Raw genomic sequence first — 25,527 nt, forward strand, 5'->3', positions numbered from 1 at the left:
ATGCTCGGCATCGCCATCGGCCACCGCGTCGCCCGCACCGGCCGGCTCGACCCGCAGGGCCGTCCGACCGCGACGGTGACGGACCTGGCCGGCACGGACGGAGTCGCCGACCCCGCCGCCGCACTGACCCTGCTCCTCGCCGGAGCCACGGGCGAGGAGGCCGTGGCGCCGGGTGAGGAGGCGGTGCTCGGCCTGCCCGCGTCCGCCGGCCGCGAGGCCGAGGCCCGCCTGCGCCGCGCCGCCGAGGACGCGGGCCTGCGCGTCAACCGCATCGTCCCGGAACCGGTCGCCGTGGCCCTGCACTACGGCGCGATCGACGAGGGCGTGCACCGCACGGTCCTGGTGATCGACCAGGCCGCGACCACAGTGGACCTGACGGTCCTCGCCATCACCCCGGACCTGACGGTACGCATCGTCACCACGCGCACCGAGCAGCTGGCCGACGACCACGCCCGCACCGCGACAGCGCGGGAACTGACCGAGGCGGCCCCGGACGCCGTACTCCTCTCCGGCGACCTGTACACCACGCCCGCCCACCGCACGGACCTCGAAGACCTCGCCGAGGCCCAGGGTCTGACGGTCCGCTGCACCACCCCCGAACTGGCCGTCGTCCACGGCCTCCTGCTCCTGGAGGACTTCGGCCTCCTGCGCATCGCCACGGGCCCGGCACCGACGGGGACCGACTTTCCCCCTCAATTGGAGGACCCGGAACCGCAGCCCTGGTCCACTTCCGTGGAAGATCCCGAACCAAAAAGCGCCCCAGAGGGGCGCGGGGCCGAGACACATGCGGCTCCGCCGCGCGGGCGCGAGCACCCCCCACCGCCCCGCAGCGAACCCCCCACCGCAACCACCCCGCCCCTCCCCCCACCCGAACCAGAACCAGAACCAGAACCCGAACCCGAAACGCACCCGCACCCGCACCCGCACCCGCACCCGCACCCGCACCCGCACCCAGAACCGTCCCGCACCCTCCACTCCGTCCCCGTGACCCAGCTCCAGGCCATCCGCCGAGACGACCACCTCCTCGTCCTGTGGGCCTGGCCCGACTCCGCCCTCACGGCTCGTGTCCGCTGGCGCCATGAAGACGCGGCAGCGACCCGCCCCCGCGACGGCGACATCCGCTGTCAGCGCCGGGTCTACGAACACGACGGCGGCCTGGACCTTCCCGTCGGCCGGGGCGCGCTCACGCTCACCGTCGAGGCCCTGGTCCCCGACCCCACCGCCGACACCGAGGGCGCCGCCTGTCTGCGTATCCCGGCCGAACCCCCCATCGTCGAGTACGAACCCTCCCTGCGCCGCCGCCTCACCGGCGCCCGCGTCGCGACCGTCACCTTCACCGCCCGGACCGGCTGCGAGCTGCCCGCCCTCCGGATCGTCCACGGCCTCGGCCGCTACCGCCCCACCAGCACGGCCGAGGGCACCGTGCTCCACGAGGTCCCCGCCCAGCGCCTCCCCGCCGGCACCCCGCTCACCGTGGAGTTCCCCCTCCCCAGCACCAAAGGCCCGTCCTGGCTCGTCTGCTTCCCGGCGGACGGCCCCGACTCCGGCGAAGACCACGACATCGACATCCGCCCCACGGCGCTGCACCGGCTGCGAGTGACCTGAATGGCCAGACGACTCACCTGCCCCTACTGCTACGAGACCTTCGCCTCGCGTGAGATCCGCTTCCGCTGCAACAGCCGGCTCAGCCGGACCCGCAAGCAGTGCGAGCGCCGCCGCGACCCGGTCCTCGACGAACGCTTCGGCAGGCGCCCCAGCCACGACGTGGGCCCTGACTTCACCGCCGACGGCCGCAGGTCGACGGCGGTGTGCCCGGACTGCGACGGCGAGACGACGTACCGCATCTGCCCGGTCTGCCACGTCGAACTGCCGGTGCAGTTCGGGATGGTGGAGAACCGGCTGGTCGCGATGGTGGGCGCGAGATCGTCCGGCAAGACGATCTACATGACCGTGCTGCTGCACGAGATGCGCAACCAGGTCGGCGAGGCCTACGGCGCCTCGCTGATGGGCCTGGACGACGCCACCATGCGCCGCTACAGCTCGGAGTACGAGGACCGGCTCTACCGCGACCGGCAGATGTTCCCGCCCACGCAGACCGCGACGACCAACGCCAACCGGGTGGAACCGCTGGTGTTCCGGTTCGGGCTGCGCCGCAAGGGGCTGTTCGGGGAGCGGCCGCAGCACAGCGTGCTGTCGTTCTTCGACACGGCGGGCGAGGACTTCAACAGCCGGGAGAGCGTGGAGCTGAACACCCGCTACCTGACCAACGCGGACGGCATCATCCTGCTGCTCGACCCGCTGCAGATGCCGGGCGCCCGGGACAACGCGGCGCCCGGCTCGGCGCTGCCCGGCATGGACGGCATCGACCCGCCGATCAACGTGCTGAGCCGGGTGAGCGGCATGCTGCTGGCCGCGCGGGGCGGCAAGGCGGCGAAGATCGACACGCCGATCGCGGTGGTCTTCTCCAAGATGGACGCCTTCTGGCATCTGATGGAGAACGGCAGCCCGCTGCGCTCGCACGCACCCGCACGCGGCCGATTCGACGTCGAGGACAGCCTCAGCGTCCACGAGGAGGTGCGCCGGCTGCTCAGGGAGTGGGACGGCGTGCCCATCGACCAGTCCCTGGAGAACACCTTCGCCCGCTACCGCTACTTCGGTGTCTCCGCTCTGGGCCGCAGCGCCACGCCCGAGTCCCGGGTCGCCGACACCGGCATCCAGCCCTACCGGGTCACGGATCCGCTGCTGTGGCTGCTCAGCGAGTTCGGTGCGGTGCCGAAGGCGGGCCGAGGATGACGAGGGGGACGAGGAGCTTCCAGCAGCTCTACTACACCTCCTGCGAGCACGGGCTCAGCGGTTCCTCCGGCTTCCAGTTCAACGCGGTCAGCGAACAGGTCTCGGCCGAGACCCGGCACCGGGTGGAGGGGCTGGCCGGGTACGAGCCACCGCGCTCCCTGGTCGAGTCGGACGCCCCCGAGCTGCTGGCCCGCTGCCCGGTGAACCTCTGCCACACCCCGGGCCGGCCGGGCGGCGCCACCACGCTGTGCGTGCGCTACGCCGGCCGGGACTCGGCGCGCCGCTTCGGCAACTACTTCGCCCACGCCCTGTACACCGAGGGCGAGTTCACGGCGGACAGCGGCGGGCTGCTCGCGATCGAGCTGTGGGACTCGCCGCTGTGGACCACGCGCGTCGCCGACACGACCGAGATCCCGGAGCTGCCCGCGCCGCTGCCGCGCGGCCCGCTGTCCCCCCGCTCGGCGCGGGCCTTCCTGCGCGCGCACCCGCACGCCGAGCAGCTGCCGGCCCTGCTGGCGGCGGTGTTCGCGGCGCTCGCACAGGACGGCTCGGTGGTGGTGATCGACGATACGACGGACCGGATCGCCCACTGGTTCGCGGCCGTCTCCTACCTCCTGCCACCCCCGCTGGTCCGCACCCTCTCCTTCGCCACCTACCTCTTCCGCCCCACCCGCAGCCGGCTGCACCTGATCGGCACCGTGCCCGAGGCGCACCCCGGATTCGGACCCGACGACGAGGAGTCGTACACCGTCTTCGACTTCTCCGCGGGCCGTTTCCCCGAGGTGGTGCCCACCCACCACCTGGTCCGGCTGCTGACCCGGATCGGGGTCGGGTCGGTCCGCTCGGTGTGGTCCTGGACGGCCGAGTACACGCACGGCCAGGAGCGAACGCCGGGCGACTGGCACGCACCGGTGGCGGCGGCCGCGGCGGCCGGCGGCATAGAGCTGACCGACGCCGACGTCCGCGCGGTGATCGACTGGCTGCCCGGCGCCGGTCACCTCGGGCCGCGCCGGGCGGCGGTGGCGGCGGACATCCACCACAAGCACCGGGACCTGGACGACGACCGGCTCGCGGCGCTCAGCGCGGCCGCCGAGGCGGGCGGCGACGCTGCGCTGCACCAGGAGCTGGAGGGCAGGCTCCACCAGTCCCGGATCCGCGCCTATGTGACCGGCGTGGAGAACGCGCCGGGCCCGGTGCCGATCACCCGTCCGGCCGAGCGGGAGCGGGCCACCGCCCTGTGGCAGCGGCTGCTCGGCGAGGCCGTCAACACCCGTCAGCGGGTACGGCTGCTGCTGTGGGCGGTGGGCGCGCGGCTCGCCCCGCCGCCGGAGCTGCTCGCGGCCCAGAGCCTGGACCTGGCCCGCGCCCTGCTCGGCTCCTCGGGCGCGGGCCCCGGCCTGCGCGAAGAGGTCGCCCATGTCGTGCACACCCTCCCGGAGTTCAGGGCCGGGCTGGTGACGGCGGTGCAGGAGGTGCTGGACGAGCGGGGCGGGGGTCAGGAGCAGCTGTTCGCCCAGTTCCCGGCCCGGCTGCTGAGCGAGCGGGACCTCGGTGAGCGGCCCCGGCTGCTGGAGCACTACTGGCGGGCGCAGGCCGAGCGGGAGCCCGCCCGCACGGTCGAGCTGCTGTTCAGGATCCTTGAGGTGCGCGGCCAGGCCTCGCCGGACGGCGAACTGCTGCGGGGGCTGTGGCGGCAGCCGTCGCCGGCCTGGACGTACGAGGAGGCGACCGAGATCGCCCACCGGCTGCCGTCGGACCAGCCGGTGGACGAGGCGGTCGGCGAGTGGTTCGACCGCGCCGTGAAGCAGGAGGTCCAAGGCGAGCAGGGACTGCGGGCCTGCCTGGTGCTGTGCGGCACCCTCACCGCGCCCGGCCGCTACGCCTGGCTGCGGGCGGTCACCCAGGAGTGCGTGCGGACCACCCTCCGACTGGACGCGGACCTGCGCGAGGCCACCGAGGCCACCGCGCTCGCCCGCGCGTTCCGGATCCCGCAGATCGACGCCTGGGCGGCACCCCGCGCCCTGAAGCGCCACCGGCTGGTCGCCGCGATGCTCCGGCTGCCCGCCGACCCGGCCCGGCTGCGCACGGAGATCGGGGAGTTCGGCTTCTCCCTCGCCGACGGCTATCTGCACGCCGTGCACGGGGCCGCGGTGGCCTCGGGCCGCGTCGACGAGGTGCTGTTCAGCCATGTCACCGGGGTGATCGCGGTCAACGAGGAACGGGTCGTGCTGCCGCAGGCGCACCTGGAGATCGTCCGGACGCTGCGCCTGCACACCGCCCACCATTGGCGCTCCGAGGACCTGGACCGCCTGGCCCGTGCGCTGCGCCCCTACGACACGCGGCTCGCCGACGACTATCAGGAGTACGCCGAGGACCGCCTGGGCCGCATGAAGAAATGGAGCCGCAAGCTCACCCAGCGGCGGTCCCCGGACGACCCCCGGCCGGAAGAGGGCTGAGCCGCCAATGGCCGACATCCTGATCTTCGTCCTCGTCCCCGCGGTCTACCTGGCCCTGCTCCTGCTCTACCTGGCCCTCGCCCCGGCGATCGCGGCCCTGCGCGGGACCGCCCTGGTCAGTGAACTGCTGTGGCGCTACTGCCAGTTGCTCAACGGCGTGCTGCGCCTGCGCACCCCCGAGTTCGTGACCGTCCCGCCGTACCGCCCCGCCGACGAACTGGCCCACCGCAACTACTTCTTCGGCCCCGCCACCCGTGATCTGCGCCAACTTCTCACCCAGGGACGGCGGTTGTACGTCCGCACGGTCAACGACGCCTACCGCCGGGTGACCGCCCGCCAGTTCACCGCGCCCACCGTCCACCGCTCCGTCTCGGTCCCGTACGGCCTGACCCTCTACGTGGGCCTCGGTGCCGGCGCCGCCGCCGCGGTGCCGGTGCTGGGCCTGCTCCTCGGCGTGCAGGCGCTCGGCGTGGCCCTGCTCGCGGCGGGCGCCCGGCTGACCGCGCTCACCCTGCGGGCCGCCGACCGCGCGGTGATGCTCCTGCGCGGGCTGCCCCGGGGCATGCTGTGCCCGAGCTGCTTCGAACGCGTCCCCTATCCGGCGTACGACTGCCCCCGCGCGACCTGCCGACGCCGGCACGCCGACATCCGCCCGGGCACCTTCGGCCTCTTCCGGCGCCGGTGCGCCTGCGACGAGCGGATACCGACCCTGCTGATGCTGATGAGCAGGGACGCCCGGCTGAGCGGCCACTGCGTGCACGAACACTGCCGCAAGCCGATGAACCCGGACGCCGGGCACATGCCCGAGCTGATCCTGCCGCTGGTCGGCGGCCGGGCCGCGGGCAAGACACAGCTGATGGCGGCGATGGTGAAGTCCCTGGAGGACGCGGCGGACAGCGGCGGGCCGGCGATCCGGCTCGCGGACCCCGAGTCGAGTGCCAACCAGCGGGTGCTGAACGAGGTCCTGGAGATCCAGGGCCACACCCGCCCCACCCAGAAGACCTTGCCCCGGGCCCATTCGCTCGTCCTCGGCACCGGCCGCGCCGAGCGGCTGGTGCACATCTTCGACACGGCCGGCGAGCGATTCGTCAACCGCGAGGAGACCGACGCACTGCGCTACACCCGGGAGGCCCGGACCTTCGTCTTCGTCCTCGACCCGATGGCTGTGGACGCGTTCTGGACCCGCCTCGACCCGGCGGGCCCGAAGGTGGACCGCACGCTGGCCTCGACGGTCGACCCGGAGGACGTGTTCTCACGCTCGGTACAGACCGTGCGCACGATGGGCACCCGCCTCGACAAGGCCCGCCTCGCCGTCGCCATCAGCAAGCGCGACCTGCTGGCGGAACACCCCGCCCTGCTGCCCGACCCCCCGGACGACAGCGACACGGCCCGGGAGTGGCTGTGCGAGCGGCTGGGACTGCGGAACCTGGTGCGGACGATGCACCTGGAGTTCGGCGAGGTCCGTTTCTTCTGCACGGCGGCGGTGGCGGACGAGAAGGGCCGGGTGGACCCGAGTGTCGCGGCATTCGTCGAGTGGTGCCTGCGCGAGTGAGCGTCCGTTCGCGTACCCATGCCTCGCACGCTGGGCGCAAAATGCCCCCTGCCCGCGTTTCCGCAGTTCAGAGGGCATCTGACACGTGGGCCTCATTGGCTGGCCTCCACTCGATCGCGGGTCGATTCAGCGAGCCCTGTCGAACTCGTGCACTACCTGTGGCAGGGCCTTGAGGACCGTCGTGCTGTGGTCGAACTCTCCGACATCACTGAGCTGTTGGTCAGCCCCATTGGCAGTCAGCTGGCGCTGGCAGCGCAGGGAGTTCGCAAAGGAGACGTCCTTGTCGCCCCTGGCGTGAAAGAGGTGCACCGGGACGTCGGGCCGCCAGTCACAGGTGGTGTCCATCACCTCCAGATTGCGCCGCAGATCCCCCGTGGGGTGGCGCACCTTCTGAAGGAAGGCTTCGGTGAACAGTTGCTTCGAGGTCTTGGGCAGTGCGGCCGCGATCTCCGACGCCTTGTGGTCGCCGTCGAACAGCGTCTCCACCGTCTTGTCGTAAGGCGCTCGGAACGCCTGGTCCGGGGCGCCGTACACGCCATACATCCGGTTCCACGCGGTCGCGAAATAGGCGAGGTAGAGCGAGGACCGTTCGACCTTGTCGTCTGCCGCGGCGGCCTCGAAAGCGCTCAGATCGAACGGGCCGGCGACCGGGGCGAGGGCCCCCGGACGGAAATACGGATCGGCGCCCCGCTGCAGGGCCCGCCCGACCAGCATCGTGGCGGGGCCGCCCTGGGAGAACCCGCTGATGAGTACGCGCCGGTCGAGGGCGCGTCCCTCCTTGCGAGCGAACGTGCGTGTCGCCCGCAACGCGTCCACCGAGGCGGTGACGGTCGCCTTCGGGTTCCCGTACGGATGGATTCCGGGGCCTTTTCCCAGGCCGAGGTAGTCCGGGGCGGATACCGCGCGCCCGGTCGAGGCGAACAGCAGCACCGTGGCCCGGTCGGGCGATTCGTCGTTCACCGAGGCCACCTCTCCTCGGTACACCTCGGTGCCGTGCAGCCAGGACACGGCCCGAAGGTCGCGATCGTCGTTCTTCGGTATCGCGACCAACTCGCTGGCCGTGGTGGGCTTGCCCTTGAAATCGACGGTGCGATACACGATCCGGTCAGCCCGCACGCCGTAGCGGACCTGTGTCGCATCGATACCCGCCTTGGCCACGCGGGCTGCGACCTCCTTGGCGTCCAGGTCCGCCACGGGAGTCACGGAGACCACCGAACCGCGCGTTGCGGGATGCGGGTGAGCAGGCGGGGAAGCGCGCCGACTGTCGTCGTCGCACCCGGCCGCTGCCAGTACGGTCACGGCACACACCAGGGCGAGCGCGGCGTGCTTGGCTGAACTTCCGTCGAACCGAGAAATGTTCATGGCTGGACTCTGCCGTTCCCGGCACACTCGGCGCATTGCGACCAACACCCCACTCAGCAGGGGGTTTTCCCTACCTTCGTGGCCAACCCTGCGCGGAAAGAGACACGAAAGAAGACGAACTCGTTGAGGACACTGTGTGAGACAAGCCCCGTCGAGCCCGACGGCAAGCTCCGCGACGGCGCCTGGGTCACCGAACTCGACGACGACTGCCTGAACGGCCGGCCCGAGGGATGCGCCTGACGTTCTTCGCCACCAACACCAGGAACGTCCCCATCGCCGCGCTCGAACTGCGGCACCGCCAGCGCGCGAGGGCCGAGGACCGCATCCGCGCTGCCCGCGCCACCGGCCTGCGCAATCTGCCTTTTCACGACGCCGCGCAGAACCAGACCAGCTGGGCAGCGACGGCGAACAACCGCAGGCGCGGGCGTTTCGGCTCCCACACCCGGGCGGTGCCGGTCAGAGCAGACATGGGCATCCAGGCGAGCAGGTCGAGGGCGATCTGGACAATCTCCAGCCAGACCTCCCCTCCGGAGCACTGGAACCCGGCGCCCACCCGACGCGACTGCCGGGCCGAGGTCATGCCCGAAACCCACAGCACAGACAGAGACAGCCCGCCAGATGAACCGGCGAGCTGTCATGGAAGCCCGAGGCTAGGCGGATTTGGCCGTCGCGCGGACACCGAAGTGGACGTACCGGCTGCCGTCGGCGAGGGCGTAGAACACCACGGGTATCCACGCGTCCTTCTCGTTGCGGCGGCCGGCGAACACTGTCTTCGCCGGCGTGTGCGAGACCGGGGTCAGGTGCCAGACCAGTGGGTCGAAGGTGCCCGCCAGGCCGTCCGCGCCCTCGTACCTCAGCCGCAGCGTGCCCGGGCCGCCGTCGCCGTCGGCGACGGTCATCAGGAAGCCCTCGCGCTTGTAGCTGCCGAGGAACGGCTCCGTCTCCACCCCCACGGGTTCGGAGGCCGGCGCGAACCCGGGCATGGTGACCCCGGCGAGTTCGGCGCAGAGCTCGCGGCAGAGTGCCTCGAAGACCTTCGGCGCGGCCCCGCCGCCGTTGGTCAGCAGGGCGATGGCGAGGCCCTTCTCCGGGATGGCACGCAGGTAGGCGAGCTGGCCGAAGGTGCTGCCGTCGTGGCCGAAGCCGCGCGCACCGTCCCACTCGAACAGGCCCCAGCCCAGGCCCCAGTGGGCGCCGAGGAACCACTGGTCGGGCATCTCGACCTCGCGGGTCAGCATCGCGTCGACCACGGCGGCCGGCAGCACCCGGGTGCCGTCCGGCGCGGTGCCGCCGTCCACGAAGGCCCGCGCGAACCGGGCCACGTCGGCGGCGGTCGCGCTGATCCCGCCGTACGGGCCGGCCGAGCGCGGCAGCATGTTCCAGAGCGGGGTGGGGACGGGGGTCTCGCCCGGTTCGCCCATGTGCCCCATGGCGGCGCGGAAGCGCAGCACCTCCTCGGGCAGGGTCATGGTGTGCTCAAGACCGAGCGGGGCGAGGAGCAGCTCCTTGAGCGCCTCGTCCCAGGTCTGGCCGGTGACCACCTCGACGATCCGGCCGAGGACGTTGTAGGCGGTGCTGGAGTACGACATGGTGACGCCGGGCGGGTTGGTCAGGCCGACGGTCCGTGCGCCCTCGATGTAGCGGGCCAGGCAGTCGTCGCCCCGGCCGGTGTCGTTGACGTGGTCACCCTCTATGCCGCTGGTGTGGTTGAGCAGTTGGCGCGGCGTGATCGTCCGGGTGGCCCCTGCGTCGGCGACCGCGAAGTCCGGCAGGACGTCCGCGACCGGTGCGTCGAGGTCCACCTTCCCGGCGTCGGCGAGCAGGACCACCATGGCGGCGGTGTAGCCCTTGCTGACGGAGCCGATCTGGAACACGGAGTCCGGGGTCACCGTGACGCCGGTGCCGGTGTGCAGGATGCCGGCGGCCAGTTCGTGGATCTCGCCGTCGGCGAGCACGGCGAGGGCGGCGCCGGGGATGTGGTGGGCGGCGAGGAGCTCGCCGAGCCGGGCCTGCCAGCGGGCGGTGTCGAACGCCGGGGCGCCGTCGCTCACGCCCAGCGCGCGGTTGACCGTACGGGCCACGTCACGGTCGGTCTGTTCCAGGATCTTGGCCACCTCCTGGTCGACGAGCTGCGACACTTCCCGGCGCAGGTTTTCCGACATGCTGGCTCCCTCATGGTCTCGGTGGAACGGCGCAAGTGGGGTGGGGCGGGGTGGGGGCGGGGACCTGCCGACTAGCCGGCGCTGCGGGTCCGCCGGACGACGAGCCCGGTCAGCGAGGCGACCGTGGTGCGCGGCGGCTGCCGGAGGTCGCGGTCCGGGTGCAGGACGGTGCGGAACACGGCCCAGGCGAGTGCGCCGAGGGCGAAGCCGTAGCAGGAGACCAGCCCGTGCCCGTTCTCCTGCGCGAACCACATCGCCAGGCCGAGCACCGGCACGCCGAGCGCGAGCAGCCGGTTCTTGCGGACGGCCTTGCCGCGGCTCGCGCCCTCGTCGTCGGAGCCCTGCTCGGCACCCTGGCCGGCGGCCTTGCCGGAGTTCTCGTCGGCGCCGCCCCGCAGCAGCAGGGCCGCGGCCAGCGTCGCGCCCAGGAAGTAGGTGGCGCCGGAGCTGCCGGCGAAGTTGCGGGGGTCAGTGCTGTGGGAGGTCTGGCCCCACAGCTTGTCGATCTGCTCCGGCAGCAGGATGCCCGCGGCGAACAGGCCGAGCGTCAGCGGCGCACCCCAGAACCAGTCGGCGAAGGCCGCGACGGCGGCAAGGGTGGCGATGTTCCAGGCCGCCCCGCCGAAGCCGCCGTTCTGCATGAAGACCGAGGTGACCACGCGCCACCAGCCGGACTTCGACGGGTCCGCGTCGAGCGCGCCCATCGCCCCCGACCAGCAGAGCTGGAGGGCCACCCCGGCGAGCCCGAGCCCGGTCAGGCCGACGCCGGCCCAGGGGATCCGCCGCCGTCCCAGTGTGCTCTGGCCGACCAGGGCCAGACCGCCGTTGAACATCAGCACCATCAGTGCCGCCGTGGTCACGTTGAACAGCAGGATGCCCATCGTCACCACCCCCTCCCAGCCGTGTGCGACTTCGATGATCACGACGGTAGCCTGATCCGGAGCTTTTTCAAACAGTGTTTGAAAGCTGACTCGGCTCGCTAGACTGCGGCCGTGAAGCTAACCGCAGACCGGATCATCGACGCGGGGATGGCGGTGTTCGCCCGGACCGGCTACCACGGCTTCTCCGTGCGGCAGGTCGCGGACCGGCTCGACGTGCACGCCGGCAGCCTCTACTACCACGTGCCCAGCAAGGCCGCGCTGCTCCAGCTGATGGCCGACCGGGTGGCCGGGCAGGCATACGAGGCCGGCACCGCCGCCCTGGCCGGACTGCCCGCGCAGGCAGGCTGGCCGGCGCGGGTCACGGCGCAGGCCGTCGCCCTGCGGCAGAGCATCCGGCAGCACCCCGGTGGGGCGATCATGCTCGCCGGCGGCCCGAAAACCCTCAGCCCCGGCGCGCTCTCGCTGATGGAACGGCTGCTCGCCACCCTCGCCGAGGCCGGCGTGCCCCCGGAGCACTGCGGCACCGCCGCCGACACCGTGCTCAGCCACGTCACCGGTTATGTGCTCCAGGAGCAGAGCGAGCCACCCGCGGTGCCAGTCACCGCCGAGGACGGTGCCGCCCTCCACCGGAGCTTCCCCCGGACGGTTGCCGCCGCGGCCGAGCACGGGCCGGACGAGAAGTTCACCCGCAGCCTGGACCTGCTCTGCGCCGGCATCGGGACGCTGATCCGGCCGCCGTCCGGATGGGCGCCGTCCGAAGAACTGGACGTGAGGAGCTAGTACCGAGGTGCGACTGCTTGGCGTCGTCGGCGCCGGTTCGACCAGCTCATCGCGTGGCGCCGGCCTCGGTGTCCACGCAGATGCACGGGCGGGGGACGACAAGCCGTCCTCTTCGCCATGCTCCGCGACGGGACGTTCTTCGAACCTCACGACGTCCCCCAAGCAGCTTGACCAACTACCACCGAACGAGCCCCTACTGCTTGACGAAAGGGATAGGCGCCCCCGGCGTCACGCCACCTTCGGCGCCGCTCGCATCCCGATGTAGCAGCACTCCGTGCCGTCACCCAGCGTCGAGAACACCACCGGCATGTAACCCTCGCTGAACGAAGGGCCCGCGCCCGTCCCCGCGAAGACGGACTCCGTCACGGCGTACAGCTCCACGTCCAGGGGCGACGAGAAGTCCTTCATGCCGTCCACGAACTCGTAGACCAGGTGGGGCGCGCCATCGCGCTCGGTGACGGTGATGACGACACCGGCGCGCTTGTACGTCCCGACGTACCGCGAGAAGTCCACCACCGGTGCCTGCGCGGGCGGTTCGAAGGCGTCCGGCATCCGCACGCCCACGAGATCACCGAGCAGTTCGCGAAAGAGCGCCGCGTAGAGTTCGCGCGCGCCGCCGCCGTTGGTGAGCAGTGCGACGGCCACGCCCGCCTGCGGGACCACGCGGAGGTAGCCGTACTGGCCGATCGCGGCGCCGTCGTGGCCGTACCCCGCGATGCCGTCCCAGTCGTAGAGGGTCCAACCATCCGCGCTGACCGTCCACTTGTCGGGCACGTCGGCCACTCGGCGTTGCATCAGCTCGACGGTCTCGGCGCCGGTGCGTGTTGCGCCTACTCAGAGCAGCGCCGGTCTCACCGGACACCACCCAGGCCCGAAACCCCGCCTTCGCATGGGCGTCCTTGCGCAGCTCCGCGGATGTCATCCTCGCCCCACGCGACGAGAACTGGTCACACGGAAACGAGGCGGACTCTTTCGCCGCAGAGCTTGGCCATGTCGTCGATGTCCGAGGTCAGCATGACCACAGGCCGCTGCTGCCGAAGCGCCATCTCGGCCACGGCCGCGTCGATGGCGTACTTGTGACCGTGCAGCCCTGCCCCCATCAGCAGTGCTGAGGCCGCCTTTGCCTCCTCATCCCCCACCGGGATCACGCGAAGGCCGGACAACAGCCAGCTCAGCCGTGCCTTGTTGGTGCGGGCGTGCACAGACTCGATGATGGTGAGCGCACAGATCACCACTTCCATGCCACGCGAGCGCGCCTCCGCGACCAGCGCCACCACGGTCTCGTCGTCAGCGAGCAGTTGGGAGAGCCCCACGCTGTCCAGGACCAGCGTCCCCTCGTGACTCAGCTTGCGGCGGGCCACTGGTCTTCCTCGGCGAACACCTCGTCGAACACCTGCCGCGCCCGCTGTTGCGCCTGCTCGGACACCGGCCCCTTGCGGCTCTCGTAGTCGGCCAGGTACTCGTCCAGCACCTGCCCCCTCAGCTCCCGCTCGACGGCCGCGGCAATGAACGCGGAGAACTCCCGCTTACCGACCCGGGCCCGGATCGCCTCCGCGGTTCCCTCAGGCAGAGACAGGCTGACCCGGGTCGCCGGCCCCTCACCGATGCTGTACGTCGCCTCAGACATGACCCCATTGTGTCAAACGAGTAGGAAACCGGAAAGTCCATCGCCTCCCAGGGGATCAAGCGGGGAGCGAAGGCCGCCCCAAGCCCGGCAACCACAGGCTTGCGTCAGCATCACTGTGCTGACACGTCAGCACGGAAAATGGAGACAAAAACGCCCCCCTGACTACGTTTATGCAGGTCAGAGGGGTGAAAAGGAGTGGAGCCTAGGGGAGTCGAACCCCTGACATCCGCCATGCAAAGACGGCGCTCTACCAACTGAGCTAAGGCCCCGAAAAGCAGCAGCCTGCCGGAGGTGTCGCGTTCCGGTGGGCGCCGCAGACCAGAGTACCGGGTCACCCCCGGTATCCCGCAAAAAGATTGGGGGTCCCCGCGGATGACCACTCTCCGTAGGATGCTCGACGTGGTTCGCTACAGCGAACCGCGGTTTTCAGGGGAAGCGATGGGGAGACGCAATGGACGCCGCACAGCAGGAAGCCACCGCGAGAGCGCGGGAGCTGCAGCGGAACTGGTACGGAGAGCCGTTGGGGGCGCTCTTCCGTAAGCTGATCGACGATCTCGGGCTCAATCAGGCCCGGCTCGCGGCGGTCCTCGGGCTGTCCGCTCCGATGCTGTCGCAGTTGATGAGCGGCCAGCGCGCGAAGATCGGCAACCCCGCCGTGGTCCAGCGGGTGCAGCTGCTGCAGGAGCTGGCGGCACAGGTCGCGGACGGCAGCGTCAGTGCCGCCGAGGCGACCCAGCGCATGGACGAGATCAAGAAGTCTCAGGGGGGCTCCGTGCTCAGCAACACCACCCAGACCACGAGCGGTTCGGGGGCACCGACGGTCAAGCGGGTGGTCCGCGAGATCCAGTCGCTGCTGCGCTCGGTGGCCGCCGCGGGCGACATCATCGACGCCGCGGACAGCCTCGCCCCGAGCCATCCGGAACTGGCGGAGTTCCTCCGCGTCTACGGCGCCGGCCGCACCTCCGACGCCGTCGCGCACTACCAGTCCCACCAGAACTAGCGGCCACGGCCGGCCCGGTCCGCAAAGGATCCAGAACCGGGCCGGGCAGGGCAGGGACCGGGGGAGACCAGGGGGTGCAGGGGGGAAGCACGGGGAAGTGGGGAAGCAAGGGGGCCGGGGGACTGGCGGGGGGCCAGGGGGAGGAGTGATGGGCTGCCATGGGTGAGGTCTTCGCCGGGCGGTATGAGCTGGCCGATCCGATCGGACGCGGTGGCGTGGGCGCCGTATGGCGTGCCTGGGACCACCGCCGACGGCGCTATGTGGCCGCCAAGGTGCTCCAGCAGCGCGACGCCCACTCCCTGCTGCGCTTCGTGCGCGAGCAGGCCCTGCGGATCGATCACCCGCATGTCCTCGCCCCGGCCAGCTGGGCCGCCGACGACGACAAGGTGCTGTTCACCATGGACCTGGTCGGCGGCGGCTCCCTGGTCCATCTCGTCGGTGACTACGGTCCCCTGCCACCGGCGTTCGTGTGCACCCTGCTCGACCAGCTCCTGTCCGGTCTCGCCGCCGTCCACGCCGAGGGCGTCATCCACCGGGACATCAAGCCCGCCAACGTCCTCCTCGAAGCCACCGGAACCGGCCGGCCGCGGCTGCGGCTGTCCGACTTCGGCATCGCCATGCGGCTCGGCGAACCCCGCCTGACGGAGACCAACCTCGTGGTGGGCACGCCCGGTTATCTCGCGCCCGAGCAGATGCTCGGCTCCGAACCCGACTTCCCCGCCGACCTGTTCGCCGTGGGCCTGGTCGCGCTGTATCTCCTCGAAGGCGCCAAGCCCGATGCCAAGGCGCTCGTGCAGCACTTCGCGGAGCACGGGACGCCCGGCCCGCCCAAGGGCATTCCGGAACCGCTCTGGCAGGTCGTCGCCACACTGCTCCAGCCCGACCCGGACACGCGCTTCCGCACCGCGACGGGTGCGCGCAAGGCGCTCGCCTCCGCCGCGGAACTCCTGCCGGAGCCCGAGCCCGACGACGAGCTGATCGAGATCTTCGACCAGCTCGGCCCGCTGCCGCCCGGTTTCGCCCCCGACGGCCCCCTCAAGACGGCCTCCGGAGTGGCCCTGGAACTGGTCGAGGGCACGGACACGACTCCGGCCCCGGACGCCGCCGCGGGCACCGGCTCCCTCTCGGACACCGGAAGCTTCCGGCTGCCGCCGCCCCAGGAGCCCTCGCCCTCCGGGCCGTACGCCCAAGAGCCATCCCGGAACGCCGCCGAGCAGGGCGGCCATCGCGCCGATCAGGTACCGCAGGCCGCAGACCCCTCCCCGTACCCGCCGTACCCTCCGCACTCCCCGTACCTCCAGCAGCCCCCGCCGCCTCCCCGGCCCTCCTCCCAACCCCCGTTCCACCCGCCGCACTTCTACGGTCCTTCGCCGAGCGCGATGCAGGGGCATCGTGCCGAGACCTCCGTTGAACCCACTCCCCCCACTGCCTCGTACACCGCTTCGGACGCGCAGGTTCCGCCTCCGGCCCAGCCGGTTTCCGGTACGCCCGCGCAAGGGCACAGGGCACACCGGGCGCGCAGAGCGGGCAGGGCGGGCAGGAAGCGGTGGGCCGGGCCGCCGGCCAAGGCCGCGGTCCCGATCCTGCTGCTGGCGCTGGCCTGTTACGCGGTGGGCTTCTGGGCGCTGGCCCGCGTCTGAGCCCGCCGCGCCGTCACCGTCCACAGGGCGAGCACCAGCAGCAGCACCGTGCCCAGGCCGATCCCACCGGCCGCGACGAGCTTCATCCCGGGGTCGCCCCCGGCCGCCGCACCACCCGCATCACCCGCACCACCCGCGCCATCCGCGCCTGCGCTGCTCCCGGTGAGCGCCGCCGCCCGGTCCTGCTCGCTGATCGTGAATACATCACCCGGCACGGGCCGCCCGGCGTACTGCGGCCCCGCGTGCGCCCGCCCGGCCACCCGGACCCGCAGCGTCACGCCGAACGGCCCCCGCCCGAACGTGCCGGCCAGCTGCGCGCTGAGATGCAGGGCCAGGTAGTAGTCGCCCGCGAAGCGGACGGAGGTCACCCCGGCGGGGACGGCGTACCGGTTGGCGTACTCCACCGGCGGGGGCGGCTGGAGCACGGCGGATCTGCGGACACCGGTGTAGCCGAGGGCGGCGTCCTCGACGTAGCCGCGGACGGGGTTGTAGAGCGAGAGGTTCAGGGCGCCGCCGACATACCCGTGCCCGGAGGCAGCGGCCAGCTCGGCGGAGGCGTTCAGTTGCCGGCCCCAGTCGAGCGGCACCTTGTAGAACCGGGTCTCACCGGGCGCGAGAGCGGTCCGCCACACCCCTTGGCCCAGCGTGCGGGCCGAGCCGAAACCGGTGCCGCCAAAACTGTCGCGGGGTGCGCCGCCGAGCGGCTCGGGGGTGGCGGAGTCCCAGGCCTGCGGCGCGGAGGTGGCCCCGGCCCGCCCCGGGCGCGGTTCCGTGGCGGGCGCGATCTCCAGGTCCCAGGGCTGCGCCGGGGCCGAGGCACCGGAGCCCTCGGCGTCGAGGCGCTGGACGAGCAGGCGGTACGTCCCCTTGCCCTGGCACAGGGTCCTGCCCGCCTCCCGCTGCGCCAGCGCGGTGATCGGGCGCGGGCTGAGCCCCGCGCCGAAACGGGCGGCGGAGAAGAGGCAGGGCGTGCCGTGCGCGTCCTGGATCGACACCCTGATCCCGTCGGTGGCGGAGACGGTGGCGTCCGGCGGGGGTACGGCGGTGACGGGGATGTACGCCGTGTCGGCGGCGTCGAGTTCGAGCCGGTAGTAGAGCTTGCCGTTCCTCGGCAGGGAGCTGCGGTAGATATGGCCGGGATCCAGCCGTTCGGCCGTCGCGGGGTCCGTCGCGCCCGCGACGGTACGGGCGCCGGGCGCGAAGGCGTACGGCTGCGGCCCCGCGTCCTCGGCGGGGGCTGCCGACGCGGCAGCGGGCGGCAGGACGAGCAGCGCGCACAGTCCCGGCAGCAGGGCCGTCCGCACCGCCCGGGCGCCGAGGCCCGCCCGGCGTCCGCCCCACCGCTCCCCCCACCGCCACGCCGTACGCCCCCACCGACGCGTCGTCCACGTCATACGCGTCGTACGTCGTCCTCGCCCCCGCACGTGCCGCCCTCCCCTTGCGCCGCACGTGGCGGTCGCACTCGCCGTACCGGACCTCGCCCGCGCCCCCGCCGTGCTCCGAGCGCCCCCACGAACGCCTACCCCACTCGCCGGGCCCCCGCAACACGGGGACAAGACAAAACCCCGACCGCGCCGGCGGTCGGGGTCTGTTCAGATTCTGGTATCGGCACTCACGAACCCGTGGGCACGGAGTCAGTCGCCTCCGTCCACAGATCCTGCTCGGCGCGATCCGCCTGGATCTGGCGGTACACGAGGAGCCCGCCGATGGCGGCCAGTGCGACCAGGAGCAGCTTCTTCACCGCGCGACCTCGTCTTTCCTTGACGTAGGGGACCTCTGGCGCCCGACTATACACACCGACCGATATCGATCGGTGATCTGCGCGGGCCCCCAACTCCCGCCCCCGGCAGCGCAATAGGCCAGGTCGGACGCTGTTCCGATCGGAGGGTGATCACACCTCCACGGACGGTTACTTTGCTCCCTCTTCGCTCATCCTCACCTGGTTTTGGCAGTTTTCCGACCCCCTTGCGGCCATCCGGGTGGTGTTGATCTGAACATCGACGCGCCACGGGCGTCGGTCCACCACTTCGCGACCCACATACACATCATGAGGAAAGTACGCAAATCGCCCGACCCGAAAGTGAGGGGCCATGACCCAGAACAAGGTCATGAACCTGTGGACCGCCATCGTCACCGCCTTCCTCGCGCTGTGCACGGCGCTCGGACTCATCACCACCACGGCCGCCACGACCGCGACGGCCGCACCGCAGACCGAGAGCACCCGCACCAGCACCGCGGGGCGGACCGCCCCGGCGATCCCGGCACAACGCCACTGGTCCTGGTCCCACGGCAGAGCCCTTCCCCCCACGATGAAGCAGCGCATCCGGGCCGAGGCCCACGGAAAGTCCCCGAGCTGCAGGCACCGGCCCGTCACCGACTCCCTGACGGAGAACGCGGCAGTCCCCGAAGAACCCTCGGCGGCCGGCCTCGACTGCTGACCGCCCCCTCGCAGAGCGCGACGTCTCGACACCAGGGCGAGTTGCGTACGCACCATTCGAGACGGAAAGACCCCCGGCCGGGTTGGGCCGGGGGTCTCGCGCTGTTGTGACCCTGTCGGCTACTCGGTGAGCGCGATCGCCTGCGAGGGGCATCTCTCGGCCGCCTCCCGAAGCTCCGGATCGTCGGGGGACTCCTGACGGCCGGGCCGTACCACGCCGTAGCCGTCCTCGAACGCGAACACGGCCGGCACCCGGTGCGCGCACTCGGCGGAGCCGTAGCACAGGGAGCGGTCGACGGAGACCTTCATGCGTCCTCCAGTCCTGCGGTCGTGGACGGTGGCGTCCCGGACGTCACTGCCCGGCGAACCGCACGCCGAGCCGGTCCTGCGTCACGCTACCGCTCCCGCACACCGGACCGACCCGGTTCGCGCCACCACCCCCGAACGCCGAACCGGCCCGGCTAGGGCCTGTCCGACGGATCCTGTCGCAGACGCGGGGGCTGGCACGCCCATCTGCGGCGTTGTCGTCGGTCGCCGACGCTCCCCCACCGTCGACTCCCTCCTCGGCCTTGCAGCTGGACGCACCAGCCCCCGCTCACCTGCGCTTATGAGGCGCCGTCGCTTTCCTGCGACCTGATCCGCCGGACAGGCCCTAGCGCTCCCCGCCCGCGACCGAGAGCCAGTGGGCCACGCGGCGGACCGTGGGCTCGTCGAGCAGCTCGGCCATCGTCCGCACCGCCTCGCCGTCCTCGGCGCCCAGGTCGTACAGGCCCGCCTTGCCCAGACCGGCCAGGAGCACCTGGTGCCGGCGGCCCGTCATGCGTTCCGCGAGCCTGGCGGGCGCGGGCGCGGGCGCGGGCGTGCCGGGCGGGGCGGCGGGGGCAGGGGCGGTCTCCTTGGCGGCCGGGGCGTCGAAGAGGCGCCAGGCGCCGTCCTCCGGCCCCCACAGGGCGACCGTCGCCTCCTCGCCGCGCGCCCGCACGGTCTGGGTCATGTCTGCGACGGCGTACAGCACGGGAGCCCGGTGCGGGGACTCGGCGGCCACCGTCCAGGAGTCCCGGGCGGGCTGGTGGAACATCGCGACCCAGCGCGGAGCACCGGGCGGTGTCGGACAAGGAGGACATTTGCGCATGGCGCACTCACCCCTTCGGGAAGCCGGCGGAGCAACCGTATCTGACGGAGCATCAGATATCCAGGGACTGCCGGACCTGTGCTCCCGGTCTCTTCACGACCGACTCGGCGCGAGCAGCTGACGCGGGCTTGTCTCATGAACCCCCACCGTCCGGCACCGGTCCCTCCCCTCGTGGGGACCGGTACCGGACGGTGCGGGGTGTCGACCCGTGCCATGTCGGCTCGGCACGGGTCGAGGACGGGAGCCGCCGTGGGCGGGATCCGCTCGCATGTCGTCGGTGGAGTCTGGCCGAGATCGATCGGTGCCACGGTCGGTCTCGCCGAACACAGGCCCGTGGCCTGTTCGGACGGTGCGTGACGGGTCACCGACCGCGTCCGGATCCTGCCATCTGTTGCCCGCCGCCGAGGAGACCACGATCTCCGGTCCGGTGCGTAATCGCAGGTCAGCCATATAAGGTGGGTTTTCCGGTCCGGACGGCCAGACGCGGGGGGAAAAGTAAAGGGGTGGGACCTTGGGTTCCGACTCAGGGACACGCACAGCTTTCGCCGAGCGCCTCGCGCTGCTGTACAAGGAGGCTGGAAATCCTCCCCTCAAGAGCGTCGCCGAGGCGGTCGTACGGCTGCAGCGCATCGACGAGCGCGGGCGGCCCGTGCGGGTGTCCGCGCAGCGGATCAGCGACTGGCGCCGGGCCAAGAACGTGCCGGCCCAGTTCACCGCTCTCGCGGCGGTGCTGCACATCCTGATCCCGGAGGCGCGCCGCCTGCGGCCCGCGCCGGTGTCCACCGGCCTGTACGACCTGGTCCACTGGCAGCGCCTGTGGGAGCGTGCGCTGGCCGACCCGGTCGGCGAGCGGGTCGCGCCACCCGCCGAGGAGGACCGGCCGCCCGCCGAGGGCCCGCCCGTCGCCGGCGTCGTCTGCCCCTACCGGGGGCTCGCCCCGTACCGGCAGGAGGACGCCCGGTGGTTCTTCGGCCGGGAGCGCAGCACGAGCGCGCTCGTCGCCCAGCTGCGCGCCGCGGAGCGGACCGGCGGTCTGGTGATGCTCGTGGGCGCCTCGGGAGCGGGCAAGTCCTCCCTGCTGAACGCCGGCCTGGTGCCGGCCGTCCGCGGCGGCGCCCTGCACGCGGGATCCGGCGCGCCGTCCGGCGCCGTCAGCACGCCCGCCAGCGCCACCGGTGACGGCAAGGACGCGGCCGACTGCGTCCTGCACCTCGTCCCCGGTGCCGACCCGCTGGGTGAGCTGGTGCGCCGTATCCCCGATCTCACCGAGGTAGCCGCCGACGCACGCCGGGCCGAGCAGGAGGCGACGGAGAATCCGGCGGTTCCCGGCTCCGACTCACCCCGGGTGGCCCGGGCGGCCCGGGAGGCCATGGCGCAGTGGGCTCACCGCGAGGCGCCGCCCGAGCGCCGGCCGGTCGTCATCGTGGACCAGTTCGAGGAGGCGTTCACCCTCTGCGCCGACGAGGCCGACCGGCGTACGTTCATCCAGCTTCTGCACGCCGCCTGCACCCCGCCCGCCGACGCGCACGGGCCCGCCCCGGTCCGCGTCGTCCTCGGTATCCGGGCCGATTTCTACGAGCAGTGCCTCGGCTACCCGGAGCTGGCCGACGCGCTCCAGCACCGGCACATGGTGCTCGGCCCGCTGACCAGCGCCGAACTGCGCGACGCGGTGACCGGACCGGCCAAGGCGGTCGGCCTGGAGCTGGAGCCGGGGCTCGCCGAGCTGATCGTCCGCGAGGTGAGCGCCGACGGCCCGCGCGGGGCGCACGACGCGGGCGTGCTCCCGCTGCTCTCGCACGCCCTGCTCGCCACCTGGCAGCGCCGCAAGGCCGGCCGGCTGACGCTGGCCGGCTACCGCGCGGCCGGCGGCATCCAGGGGGCCGTCGCGGCGACCGCCGAGCGCGCCTGGTCGGGGCTCGACCCGGCGGCCCGTACGGCGGCCCGGCTGCTTCTGCTGCGCCTGGTGCGCCTCGGTGAGGACACCCAGGCCACGCGCCGGCGGGGCACCCGGCGCCAGCTCGCGGCGGAGTCGGCGGACCCCGGCAAGACGGAGGAGTCCCTGGAGGCCCTGGTACGGGCCCGGCTGGTGACGCTGGACGCGGACACCGTGGAGATCACCCACGAGGCACTGCTGCACGCCTGGCCCCGGCTGCGGCACTGGATCGACGACGACCGGGGCGACCAGCTGCTGCGCCAGCGGCTGGAGGAGGACGGCCGGGCCTGGGAGGACTCCGACCGGGACAGCTCGCTGCTGTACCGGGGCTCCCGGCTGGAACAGGCGCGCAGCTGGGCCAGATCGGCCGGGGACACCTTCCTGACCCGCAGCGCGGTGGAGTTCCTGGCCGCCTCGGTACGGCTGCGCAAGCGCACGGTGTGGATCAGCCGGGCCGCGGTGGCGGCCCTGGTGGTGCTGGCGCTGGTCGCGGGCGTCTCGGCGGTCATCGCCTGGCAGCAGCGGGACGACGCCGTCTTCGAGCAGGTGCTCGCCGAGGCCGACCGGGCCCAGCGCACGGATCCGTCCCTGGCCGCGCAGCTCGACCTGGTCGCCCATCAGCTGCGCCCGGACGACGAGGGGACGTACAGCAGGCTGATCTCGATCGTGAACGCGCCGCTGGCCACCCCGCTGTACGGCCACACCGGCGCCGTCTACCTCACCTCCTTCAGCCCCGACGGCCGCACCCTGGCCACGGCCAGCTACGACCGGACCGTCCGGCTGTGGAACGTGGCCGACCCGAGCCGCCCCAGGCCCCTCGGCAAGCCGCTGACCGGCCACACCAGCTGGGTGAGCAGCGCGGTGTTCAGCCCGGACGGGCACACCCTGGCGAGCGCCGGCGACGACGGAACGATCCGGCTGTGGAACGTGACCGACCCCGCCCACCCGACACCGCTGGGCAAGCCGCTCACCGGTCACAAGGGCACGATCTACCTGGTCGCCTTCAGTCCCGACGGCCACACCCTGGCCTCGGCGAGCGAGGACCGCACGGTACGGCTGTGGAACGTGGCCGACCCGGGCCGGGCGAAGCAGCTCCAGGTGCTGGACGGTCACACCGCCGCGGTGCGCAGCGTCGCGTTCAGCCCCGACGGCCATACCCTCGCGGCGGGCGGTGACGACGACACGATCCTGCTGTGGAACACGTCCGACCCGCGCCACCCGAAGCCGTACCGCACGACGCTGAAGGGCCACACGGACCTTGTGCACTCGGTGGCGTTCAGCCCCGACGGGCACACCCTCGCCTCCGGCAGCGCCGACGACACGATCCGCCTGTGGAACGTCACCGACCCCGCCCACCCGTCCGCGCTCGGCACACCGCTGACCGGGAACACCGGCCCGATCTGGTCGGTGGCCTTCAGCCCGGACGGTGACCGGCTCGCCGCGGCGAGCGCGGACAGCACGGCCACCCTGTGGAACGTGGCCGATCCGACGGCCCCCTCACAGGTCGGGGAGCCGCTCGCGGGCAGCAGCGGGGAGATGTACGCCCTGGCGTTCAGCCCCGACGGGCGGACCCTCGCCACCGGCAGCGGTGACAGCACGGTGCGTCTGTGGTCGCTGCCGACGTCGGACATCATCGGCCGCACCGGCGCGTTCCGTCCGGACGGGCGGGTGCTGGTCACGGGGGCGCGGGACGGCAGGCTCCGGCTGTGGAACGTGACGCGGCCCGGGCGTCCCGTGCCGCTGGGCCAACCGTTCATGCAGGCGGACGGCGGCCACCGCGCACCGCTGGTGTTCTCCCCCGACGGCCGCACCCTCGCCGTCCTCACCAACAACCACTCGGTGTACCTGTGGAACATCGGCAATCCGTCCCACCCGGTCACCGGCCGGCCCATCCACCTGCGAACGCGCTTCGCGGGGCCCGCGCTCGCCTTCAGCGCCGACGGCCGCACCCTGGCCACCGCCTATGACGACGACACCGTTCAGCTGTGGAACGTCACCGACGCCGCGCACCCCGTCGCGCTCGGCAGGCCGCTCACCGGCCACCGGGGCTACATCAACGCGCTCGCCTTCAGCGCCGACGGGCACACCCTGGCCAGCGGCAGCGCGGACAGCACCATCCGGCTCTGGAACGTCACCGACCCGGCTCGCCCGAGGGGGCTCGGCCGGCTCACGAAGCACTCCGGTCCGGTCAACGCGCTCGCCTTCAGCCCGGACGGACACGTTCTGGCCAGCGGCAGCGACGACGACACGGTCCGGCTGTGGAACACGTCCGACCCCGCCTCGGCGAGCGCGCTGGGTGCGCCGCTCACCGGTCACACCGAGGCCGTCAAGCTGCTGACTTTCAGCCCGGACGGACACGTTCTGGCCAGCGGCGGCAGCGACAACACGGTCCGGCTGTGGAACGTCACCGACCCCGCCTCGGCGACCCCCATCGGCCAGTCGATGAGCCCCAACGCCAGATCGGGCACGTTCCTGTCCTTCAGCTCCGGGAGCAACGTCCTCGGCGCCTCCAGCGGCACCGACACGGTCCGCCTGTGGGACCTGGACGCGAGCGCGGCGATCGAGCACATCTGCTCGGTCACCCGGGGCGTGCTGACCCCGCAGAAGTGGCACGAGTACCTGCCGCGTCTCTCCTACGACCCACCGTGCGGTCAATGATCGGCCAACCTGACTGATTCTCTACCGACTTGCCCCCATAAGCCGCTCAGTCTTGTTACCCTTGGCCACAGCCCGATCGCTGGTGCATCCCCCGTCGCCAGCGATCGGGCCTTTTCCTTGGCCTGACGATGTCTTCCGCGGACACTCGCGGATGCATCCGCGGATGCAAAAGACCCCCGATCCATCCGGACCGGGGGTCTCTTCGCTGGTGGGGCTAACAGGATTTGAACCTGTGGCCTCATCCTTATCAGGGATGCGCTCTAACCAACTGAGCTATAGCCCCGCCGCGCTCTGCGGTGTGTGTCCCGCGCGCTGACTCCTGAAGATTAGCGCACGACCACGTCAGTCCCAAAATCGGTTGTCGGGGGGCCTTACTCGTCCTCCGCCAGGGTCAGCTCGATGCCGCCCACGAAGCCCGCGGAGAGGTTGTAGATGAACGCGCCGAGGGTCGCGAGCGCGGTGGCCAGCACCACATCGATGACCGCGATGATCGTCGTGAACATCAGGACGTGGGGGAGCGACAGAAACGCCTGGAGGTCGAAGCCGTTCGCCTCGTTCGAGCCGGTCGCCTCCGAGATCGTGCCGCCCACCGTCGAGAACACGCCCATCGCGTCCATGACCATCCACAGCACCGCCGAGGCGACGATCGTGCAGATGCCGAGCGCGATGGAGAGCAGGAAGCTGACCTTCATCACCGACCACGGGTCGGCCTTGGCCACCCGCAGCCGTGCCTTGCGGGTGCGCGGCGCCGTCCGGGCTCCGGTACGCGGCCGCCGAACGGCACCGGCCGGGGGCTGCGCCGGATAGGCCTGCGGGGGGTGGTACGGCCCCGCGGGCTGCTCCGGGCCGCGCTCCCCGGGGAGCGGGGACGACGACTGCGCCTCACCGGCCGCGGCCGGGCCTCGGGTGTCCGTCACGGTTCCCCCCTGGGATCCAGATGTGCCGGAGGAGCCGTTCTCGGACACCTTCACCGGCTTCAGGTTGGTCGTGTGCGGGTCGGTCCTGCTCCCCGCATCCGCCCCCTTCGCGGCGGAGCCACGGCCGCCGCCGTTCGTCTCCGTACCCCTGGAGGTACCGGCCGATCCGGCGCCCGTGGCTCCGCTCACGATGACTC

General features: G+C 72.1%; 20 protein-coding genes, 2 tRNA genes and 3 pseudogenes. 10 read left to right on the forward strand and 15 right to left on the reverse strand.

The features are described 5' to 3' along the window. From AB0L75_RS06315 to AB0L75_RS06330, 4 genes are read left to right on the forward strand one after another with little or no spacing between them, the layout of a single operon-like run. Complete coding sequence (locus AB0L75_RS06315) at window positions 1–1,605, forward strand: Hsp70 family protein (RefSeq protein ID WP_365176162.1); 1,605 nt, start codon at window positions 1–3, stop codon at window positions 1,603–1,605. Beyond that, window positions 1,606–2,793: a hypothetical protein gene (locus AB0L75_RS06320; protein WP_365176164.1), complete on the forward strand. Its 1,188-nt coding sequence runs from the start codon at window positions 1,606–1,608 to the stop codon at window positions 2,791–2,793. It abuts the gene before it with no gap. After that, window positions 2,790–5,249 carry a GTPase-associated protein 1-related protein gene (locus AB0L75_RS06325; RefSeq protein WP_365176166.1) on the forward strand — a complete coding sequence of 820 codons (2,460 nt, stop codon included), beginning with the start codon at window positions 2,790–2,792 and terminating at the stop codon, window positions 5,247–5,249. The genes AB0L75_RS06320 and AB0L75_RS06325 overlap by 4 nt, the downstream gene beginning before the upstream one ends. Window positions 5,250–5,256: 7 nt before the next feature. After that, the gene (locus AB0L75_RS06330; protein WP_365176168.1) at window positions 5,257–6,801 is read left to right on the forward strand and encodes a hypothetical protein; all 1,545 of its coding nucleotides are present in this window, start codon (window positions 5,257–5,259) and stop codon (window positions 6,799–6,801) included. A 126-nt stretch (window positions 6,802–6,927) separates the two neighbouring features. Here AB0L75_RS06330 and AB0L75_RS06335 read toward each other — a convergent pair whose 3' ends face one another. Beyond that, window positions 6,928–7,995 carry a hypothetical protein gene (locus tag AB0L75_RS06335; protein ID WP_365176170.1) on the reverse strand — a complete coding sequence of 356 codons (1,068 nt, stop codon included), beginning with the start codon at window positions 7,993–7,995 and terminating at the stop codon, window positions 6,928–6,930. A 395-nt stretch (window positions 7,996–8,390) separates the two neighbouring features. On the opposite strand from AB0L75_RS06335, the pseudogene AB0L75_RS06340 reads away from it, so the two are divergent. Then, window positions 8,391–8,549 (forward strand): annotated as a pseudogene (locus AB0L75_RS06340) (IS1380 family transposase); the annotation flags it as partial. Here the strand turns inward: AB0L75_RS06340 and AB0L75_RS06345 are convergent. From AB0L75_RS06345 to AB0L75_RS06355, 3 genes and pseudogenes are all read right to left on the reverse strand, one after another. Further along, a pseudogene (locus tag AB0L75_RS06345) lies at window positions 8,549–8,686 on the reverse strand (IS1380 family transposase); the annotation flags it as partial. The pseudogenes AB0L75_RS06340 and AB0L75_RS06345 overlap by 1 nt on opposite strands. Before the next feature lie 127 nt (window positions 8,687–8,813). Continuing rightward, window positions 8,814–10,325 carry a serine hydrolase domain-containing protein gene (locus AB0L75_RS06350; RefSeq protein WP_365176172.1) on the reverse strand — a complete coding sequence of 504 codons (1,512 nt, stop codon included), beginning with the start codon at window positions 10,323–10,325 and terminating at the stop codon, window positions 8,814–8,816. Window positions 10,326–10,396: 71 nt separating this feature from the next. Next, window positions 10,397–11,248 (reverse strand): hypothetical protein, encoded by an 852-nt coding sequence (locus tag AB0L75_RS06355; protein WP_365176174.1) that lies wholly within the window; start codon window positions 11,246–11,248, stop codon window positions 10,397–10,399. A gap of 69 nt (window positions 11,249–11,317) precedes the next feature. On the opposite strand from AB0L75_RS06355, the gene AB0L75_RS06360 reads away from it, so the two are divergent. Then, window positions 11,318–11,986, forward strand: coding sequence for a TetR/AcrR family transcriptional regulator (locus tag AB0L75_RS06360; RefSeq protein WP_365176176.1), 669 nt, complete (start codon window positions 11,318–11,320; stop codon window positions 11,984–11,986). 228 nt (window positions 11,987–12,214) lie between these two features. On the opposite strand, the gene AB0L75_RS06365 is transcribed toward AB0L75_RS06360, so the two are convergent. The 5 genes and pseudogenes from AB0L75_RS06365 to AB0L75_RS06385 form a co-directional block, all read right to left on the reverse strand. Then, window positions 12,215–12,781: a hypothetical protein gene (locus tag AB0L75_RS06365; protein ID WP_365176490.1), complete on the reverse strand. Its 567-nt coding sequence runs from the start codon at window positions 12,779–12,781 to the stop codon at window positions 12,215–12,217. Between the two features lie 31 nt (window positions 12,782–12,812). Next, a pseudogene (locus AB0L75_RS06370) lies at window positions 12,813–12,908 on the reverse strand (hypothetical protein); the annotation flags it as partial. A 25-nt stretch (window positions 12,909–12,933) separates the two neighbouring features. After that, window positions 12,934–13,347 (reverse strand): DNA-binding protein, encoded by a 414-nt coding sequence (locus AB0L75_RS06375; RefSeq protein ID WP_365176178.1) that lies wholly within the window; start codon window positions 13,345–13,347, stop codon window positions 12,934–12,936. Continuing rightward, complete coding sequence (locus AB0L75_RS06380; RefSeq protein ID WP_365176180.1) at window positions 13,329–13,613, reverse strand: hypothetical protein; 285 nt, start codon at window positions 13,611–13,613, stop codon at window positions 13,329–13,331. The genes AB0L75_RS06375 and AB0L75_RS06380 overlap by 19 nt, the downstream gene beginning before the upstream one ends. A 196-nt stretch (window positions 13,614–13,809) precedes the next feature. Continuing rightward, window positions 13,810–13,882: transfer RNA gene (locus AB0L75_RS06385), tRNA-Ala, on the reverse strand. Between the two features lie 182 nt (window positions 13,883–14,064). Here AB0L75_RS06385 and AB0L75_RS06390 point away from each other — a divergent pair. Further along, a complete protein-coding gene (locus AB0L75_RS06390) occupies window positions 14,065–14,613 on the forward strand; it encodes a DNA-binding protein (protein WP_351016992.1) in 549 nt (182 codons plus the stop codon). A 158-nt stretch (window positions 14,614–14,771) separates the two neighbouring features. After that, window positions 14,772–16,253 (forward strand): serine/threonine-protein kinase, encoded by a 1,482-nt coding sequence (locus tag AB0L75_RS06395; RefSeq protein WP_365176182.1) that lies wholly within the window; start codon window positions 14,772–14,774, stop codon window positions 16,251–16,253. Here AB0L75_RS06395 and AB0L75_RS06400 read toward each other — a convergent pair. Further along, complete coding sequence (locus tag AB0L75_RS06400) at window positions 16,217–17,647, reverse strand: hypothetical protein (protein WP_365176184.1); 1,431 nt, start codon at window positions 17,645–17,647, stop codon at window positions 16,217–16,219. The genes AB0L75_RS06395 and AB0L75_RS06400 overlap by 37 nt on opposite strands. A 218-nt stretch (window positions 17,648–17,865) precedes the next feature. Further along, a complete protein-coding gene (locus tag AB0L75_RS06405) occupies window positions 17,866–17,994 on the reverse strand; it encodes a DLW-39 family protein (RefSeq protein WP_003999697.1) in 129 nt (42 codons plus the stop codon). 349 nt (window positions 17,995–18,343) lie between these two features. Here AB0L75_RS06405 and AB0L75_RS06410 point away from each other — a divergent pair, with 349 nt between their 5' ends. Next, entirely contained in the window at window positions 18,344–18,691 is a 348-nt protein-coding gene (locus tag AB0L75_RS06410) for a DUF6344 domain-containing protein (protein ID WP_365176186.1), read from the forward strand. Between the two features lie 119 nt (window positions 18,692–18,810). Here AB0L75_RS06410 and AB0L75_RS06415 read toward each other — a convergent pair whose 3' ends face one another. Next, window positions 18,811–18,999 carry a ferredoxin gene (locus AB0L75_RS06415; RefSeq protein WP_365176188.1) on the reverse strand — a complete coding sequence of 63 codons (189 nt, stop codon included), beginning with the start codon at window positions 18,997–18,999 and terminating at the stop codon, window positions 18,811–18,813. A gap of 343 nt (window positions 19,000–19,342) precedes the next feature. Beyond that, window positions 19,343–19,768 carry a hypothetical protein gene (locus AB0L75_RS06420; RefSeq protein WP_365176190.1) on the reverse strand — a complete coding sequence of 142 codons (426 nt, stop codon included), beginning with the start codon at window positions 19,766–19,768 and terminating at the stop codon, window positions 19,343–19,345. 565 nt (window positions 19,769–20,333) lie between these two features. Here AB0L75_RS06420 and AB0L75_RS06425 point away from each other — a divergent pair. Continuing rightward, window positions 20,334–24,413 (forward strand): WD40 repeat domain-containing protein, encoded by a 4,080-nt coding sequence (locus tag AB0L75_RS06425; protein ID WP_365176192.1) that lies wholly within the window; start codon window positions 20,334–20,336, stop codon window positions 24,411–24,413. Window positions 24,414–24,619: 206 nt separating this feature from the next. On the opposite strand, the gene AB0L75_RS06430 is transcribed toward AB0L75_RS06425, so the two are convergent. Beyond that, a tRNA-Ile gene (locus tag AB0L75_RS06430) sits at window positions 24,620–24,696 on the reverse strand. 88 nt (window positions 24,697–24,784) lie between these two features. After that, on the reverse strand, window positions 24,785–25,519 hold the full coding sequence (locus tag AB0L75_RS06435; RefSeq protein ID WP_365176194.1) for a DUF3566 domain-containing protein: 735 nt from the start codon (window positions 25,517–25,519) through the stop codon (window positions 24,785–24,787). Window positions 25,520–25,527 lie beyond the last annotated feature (8 nt).

The sequence above is a fragment of the Streptomyces sp. NPDC052101 genome (genome assembly GCF_040680235.1).
Lineage (GTDB): Bacteria > Actinomycetota > Actinomycetes > Streptomycetales > Streptomycetaceae > Streptomyces.

Bases quoted from the DNA above. Each gene is read 5' to 3' on its own strand.
- AB0L75_RS06420 (WP_365176190.1), bottom strand. From the start codon at position 19,768: ATGTTCCACCAGCCCGCCCGGGACTCCTGGACGGTGGCCGCCGAGTCC.
- AB0L75_RS06330 (WP_365176168.1), top strand. From the start codon at position 5,257: ATGGCCGACATCCTGATCTTCGTCCTCGTCCCCGCGGTCTACCTGGCC.
- AB0L75_RS06380 (WP_365176180.1), bottom strand. From the start codon at position 13,613: ATGTCTGAGGCGACGTACAGCATCGGTGAGGGGCCGGCGACCCGGGTC.
- AB0L75_RS06320 (WP_365176164.1), top strand. From the start codon at position 1,606: ATGGCCAGACGACTCACCTGCCCCTACTGCTACGAGACCTTCGCCTCG.
- AB0L75_RS06390 (WP_351016992.1), top strand. From the start codon at position 14,065: ATGGACGCCGCACAGCAGGAAGCCACCGCGAGAGCGCGGGAGCTGCAG.
- AB0L75_RS06365 (WP_365176490.1), bottom strand. From the start codon at position 12,781: ATGCAACGCCGAGTGGCCGACGTGCCCGACAAGTGGACGGTCAGCGCG.
- AB0L75_RS06415 (WP_365176188.1), bottom strand. From the start codon at position 18,999: ATGAAGGTCTCCGTCGACCGCTCCCTGTGCTACGGCTCCGCCGAGTGC.
- AB0L75_RS06350 (WP_365176172.1), bottom strand. From the start codon at position 10,325: ATGTCGGAAAACCTGCGCCGGGAAGTGTCGCAGCTCGTCGACCAGGAG.
- AB0L75_RS06315 (WP_365176162.1), top strand. From the start codon at position 1: ATGCTCGGCATCGCCATCGGCCACCGCGTCGCCCGCACCGGCCGGCTC.
- AB0L75_RS06325 (WP_365176166.1), top strand. From the start codon at position 2,790: ATGACGAGGGGGACGAGGAGCTTCCAGCAGCTCTACTACACCTCCTGC.
- AB0L75_RS06410 (WP_365176186.1), top strand. From the start codon at position 18,344: ATGACCCAGAACAAGGTCATGAACCTGTGGACCGCCATCGTCACCGCC.
- AB0L75_RS06395 (WP_365176182.1), top strand. From the start codon at position 14,772: ATGGGTGAGGTCTTCGCCGGGCGGTATGAGCTGGCCGATCCGATCGGA.
- AB0L75_RS06400 (WP_365176184.1), bottom strand. From the start codon at position 17,647: ATGACGTGGACGACGCGTCGGTGGGGGCGTACGGCGTGGCGGTGGGGG.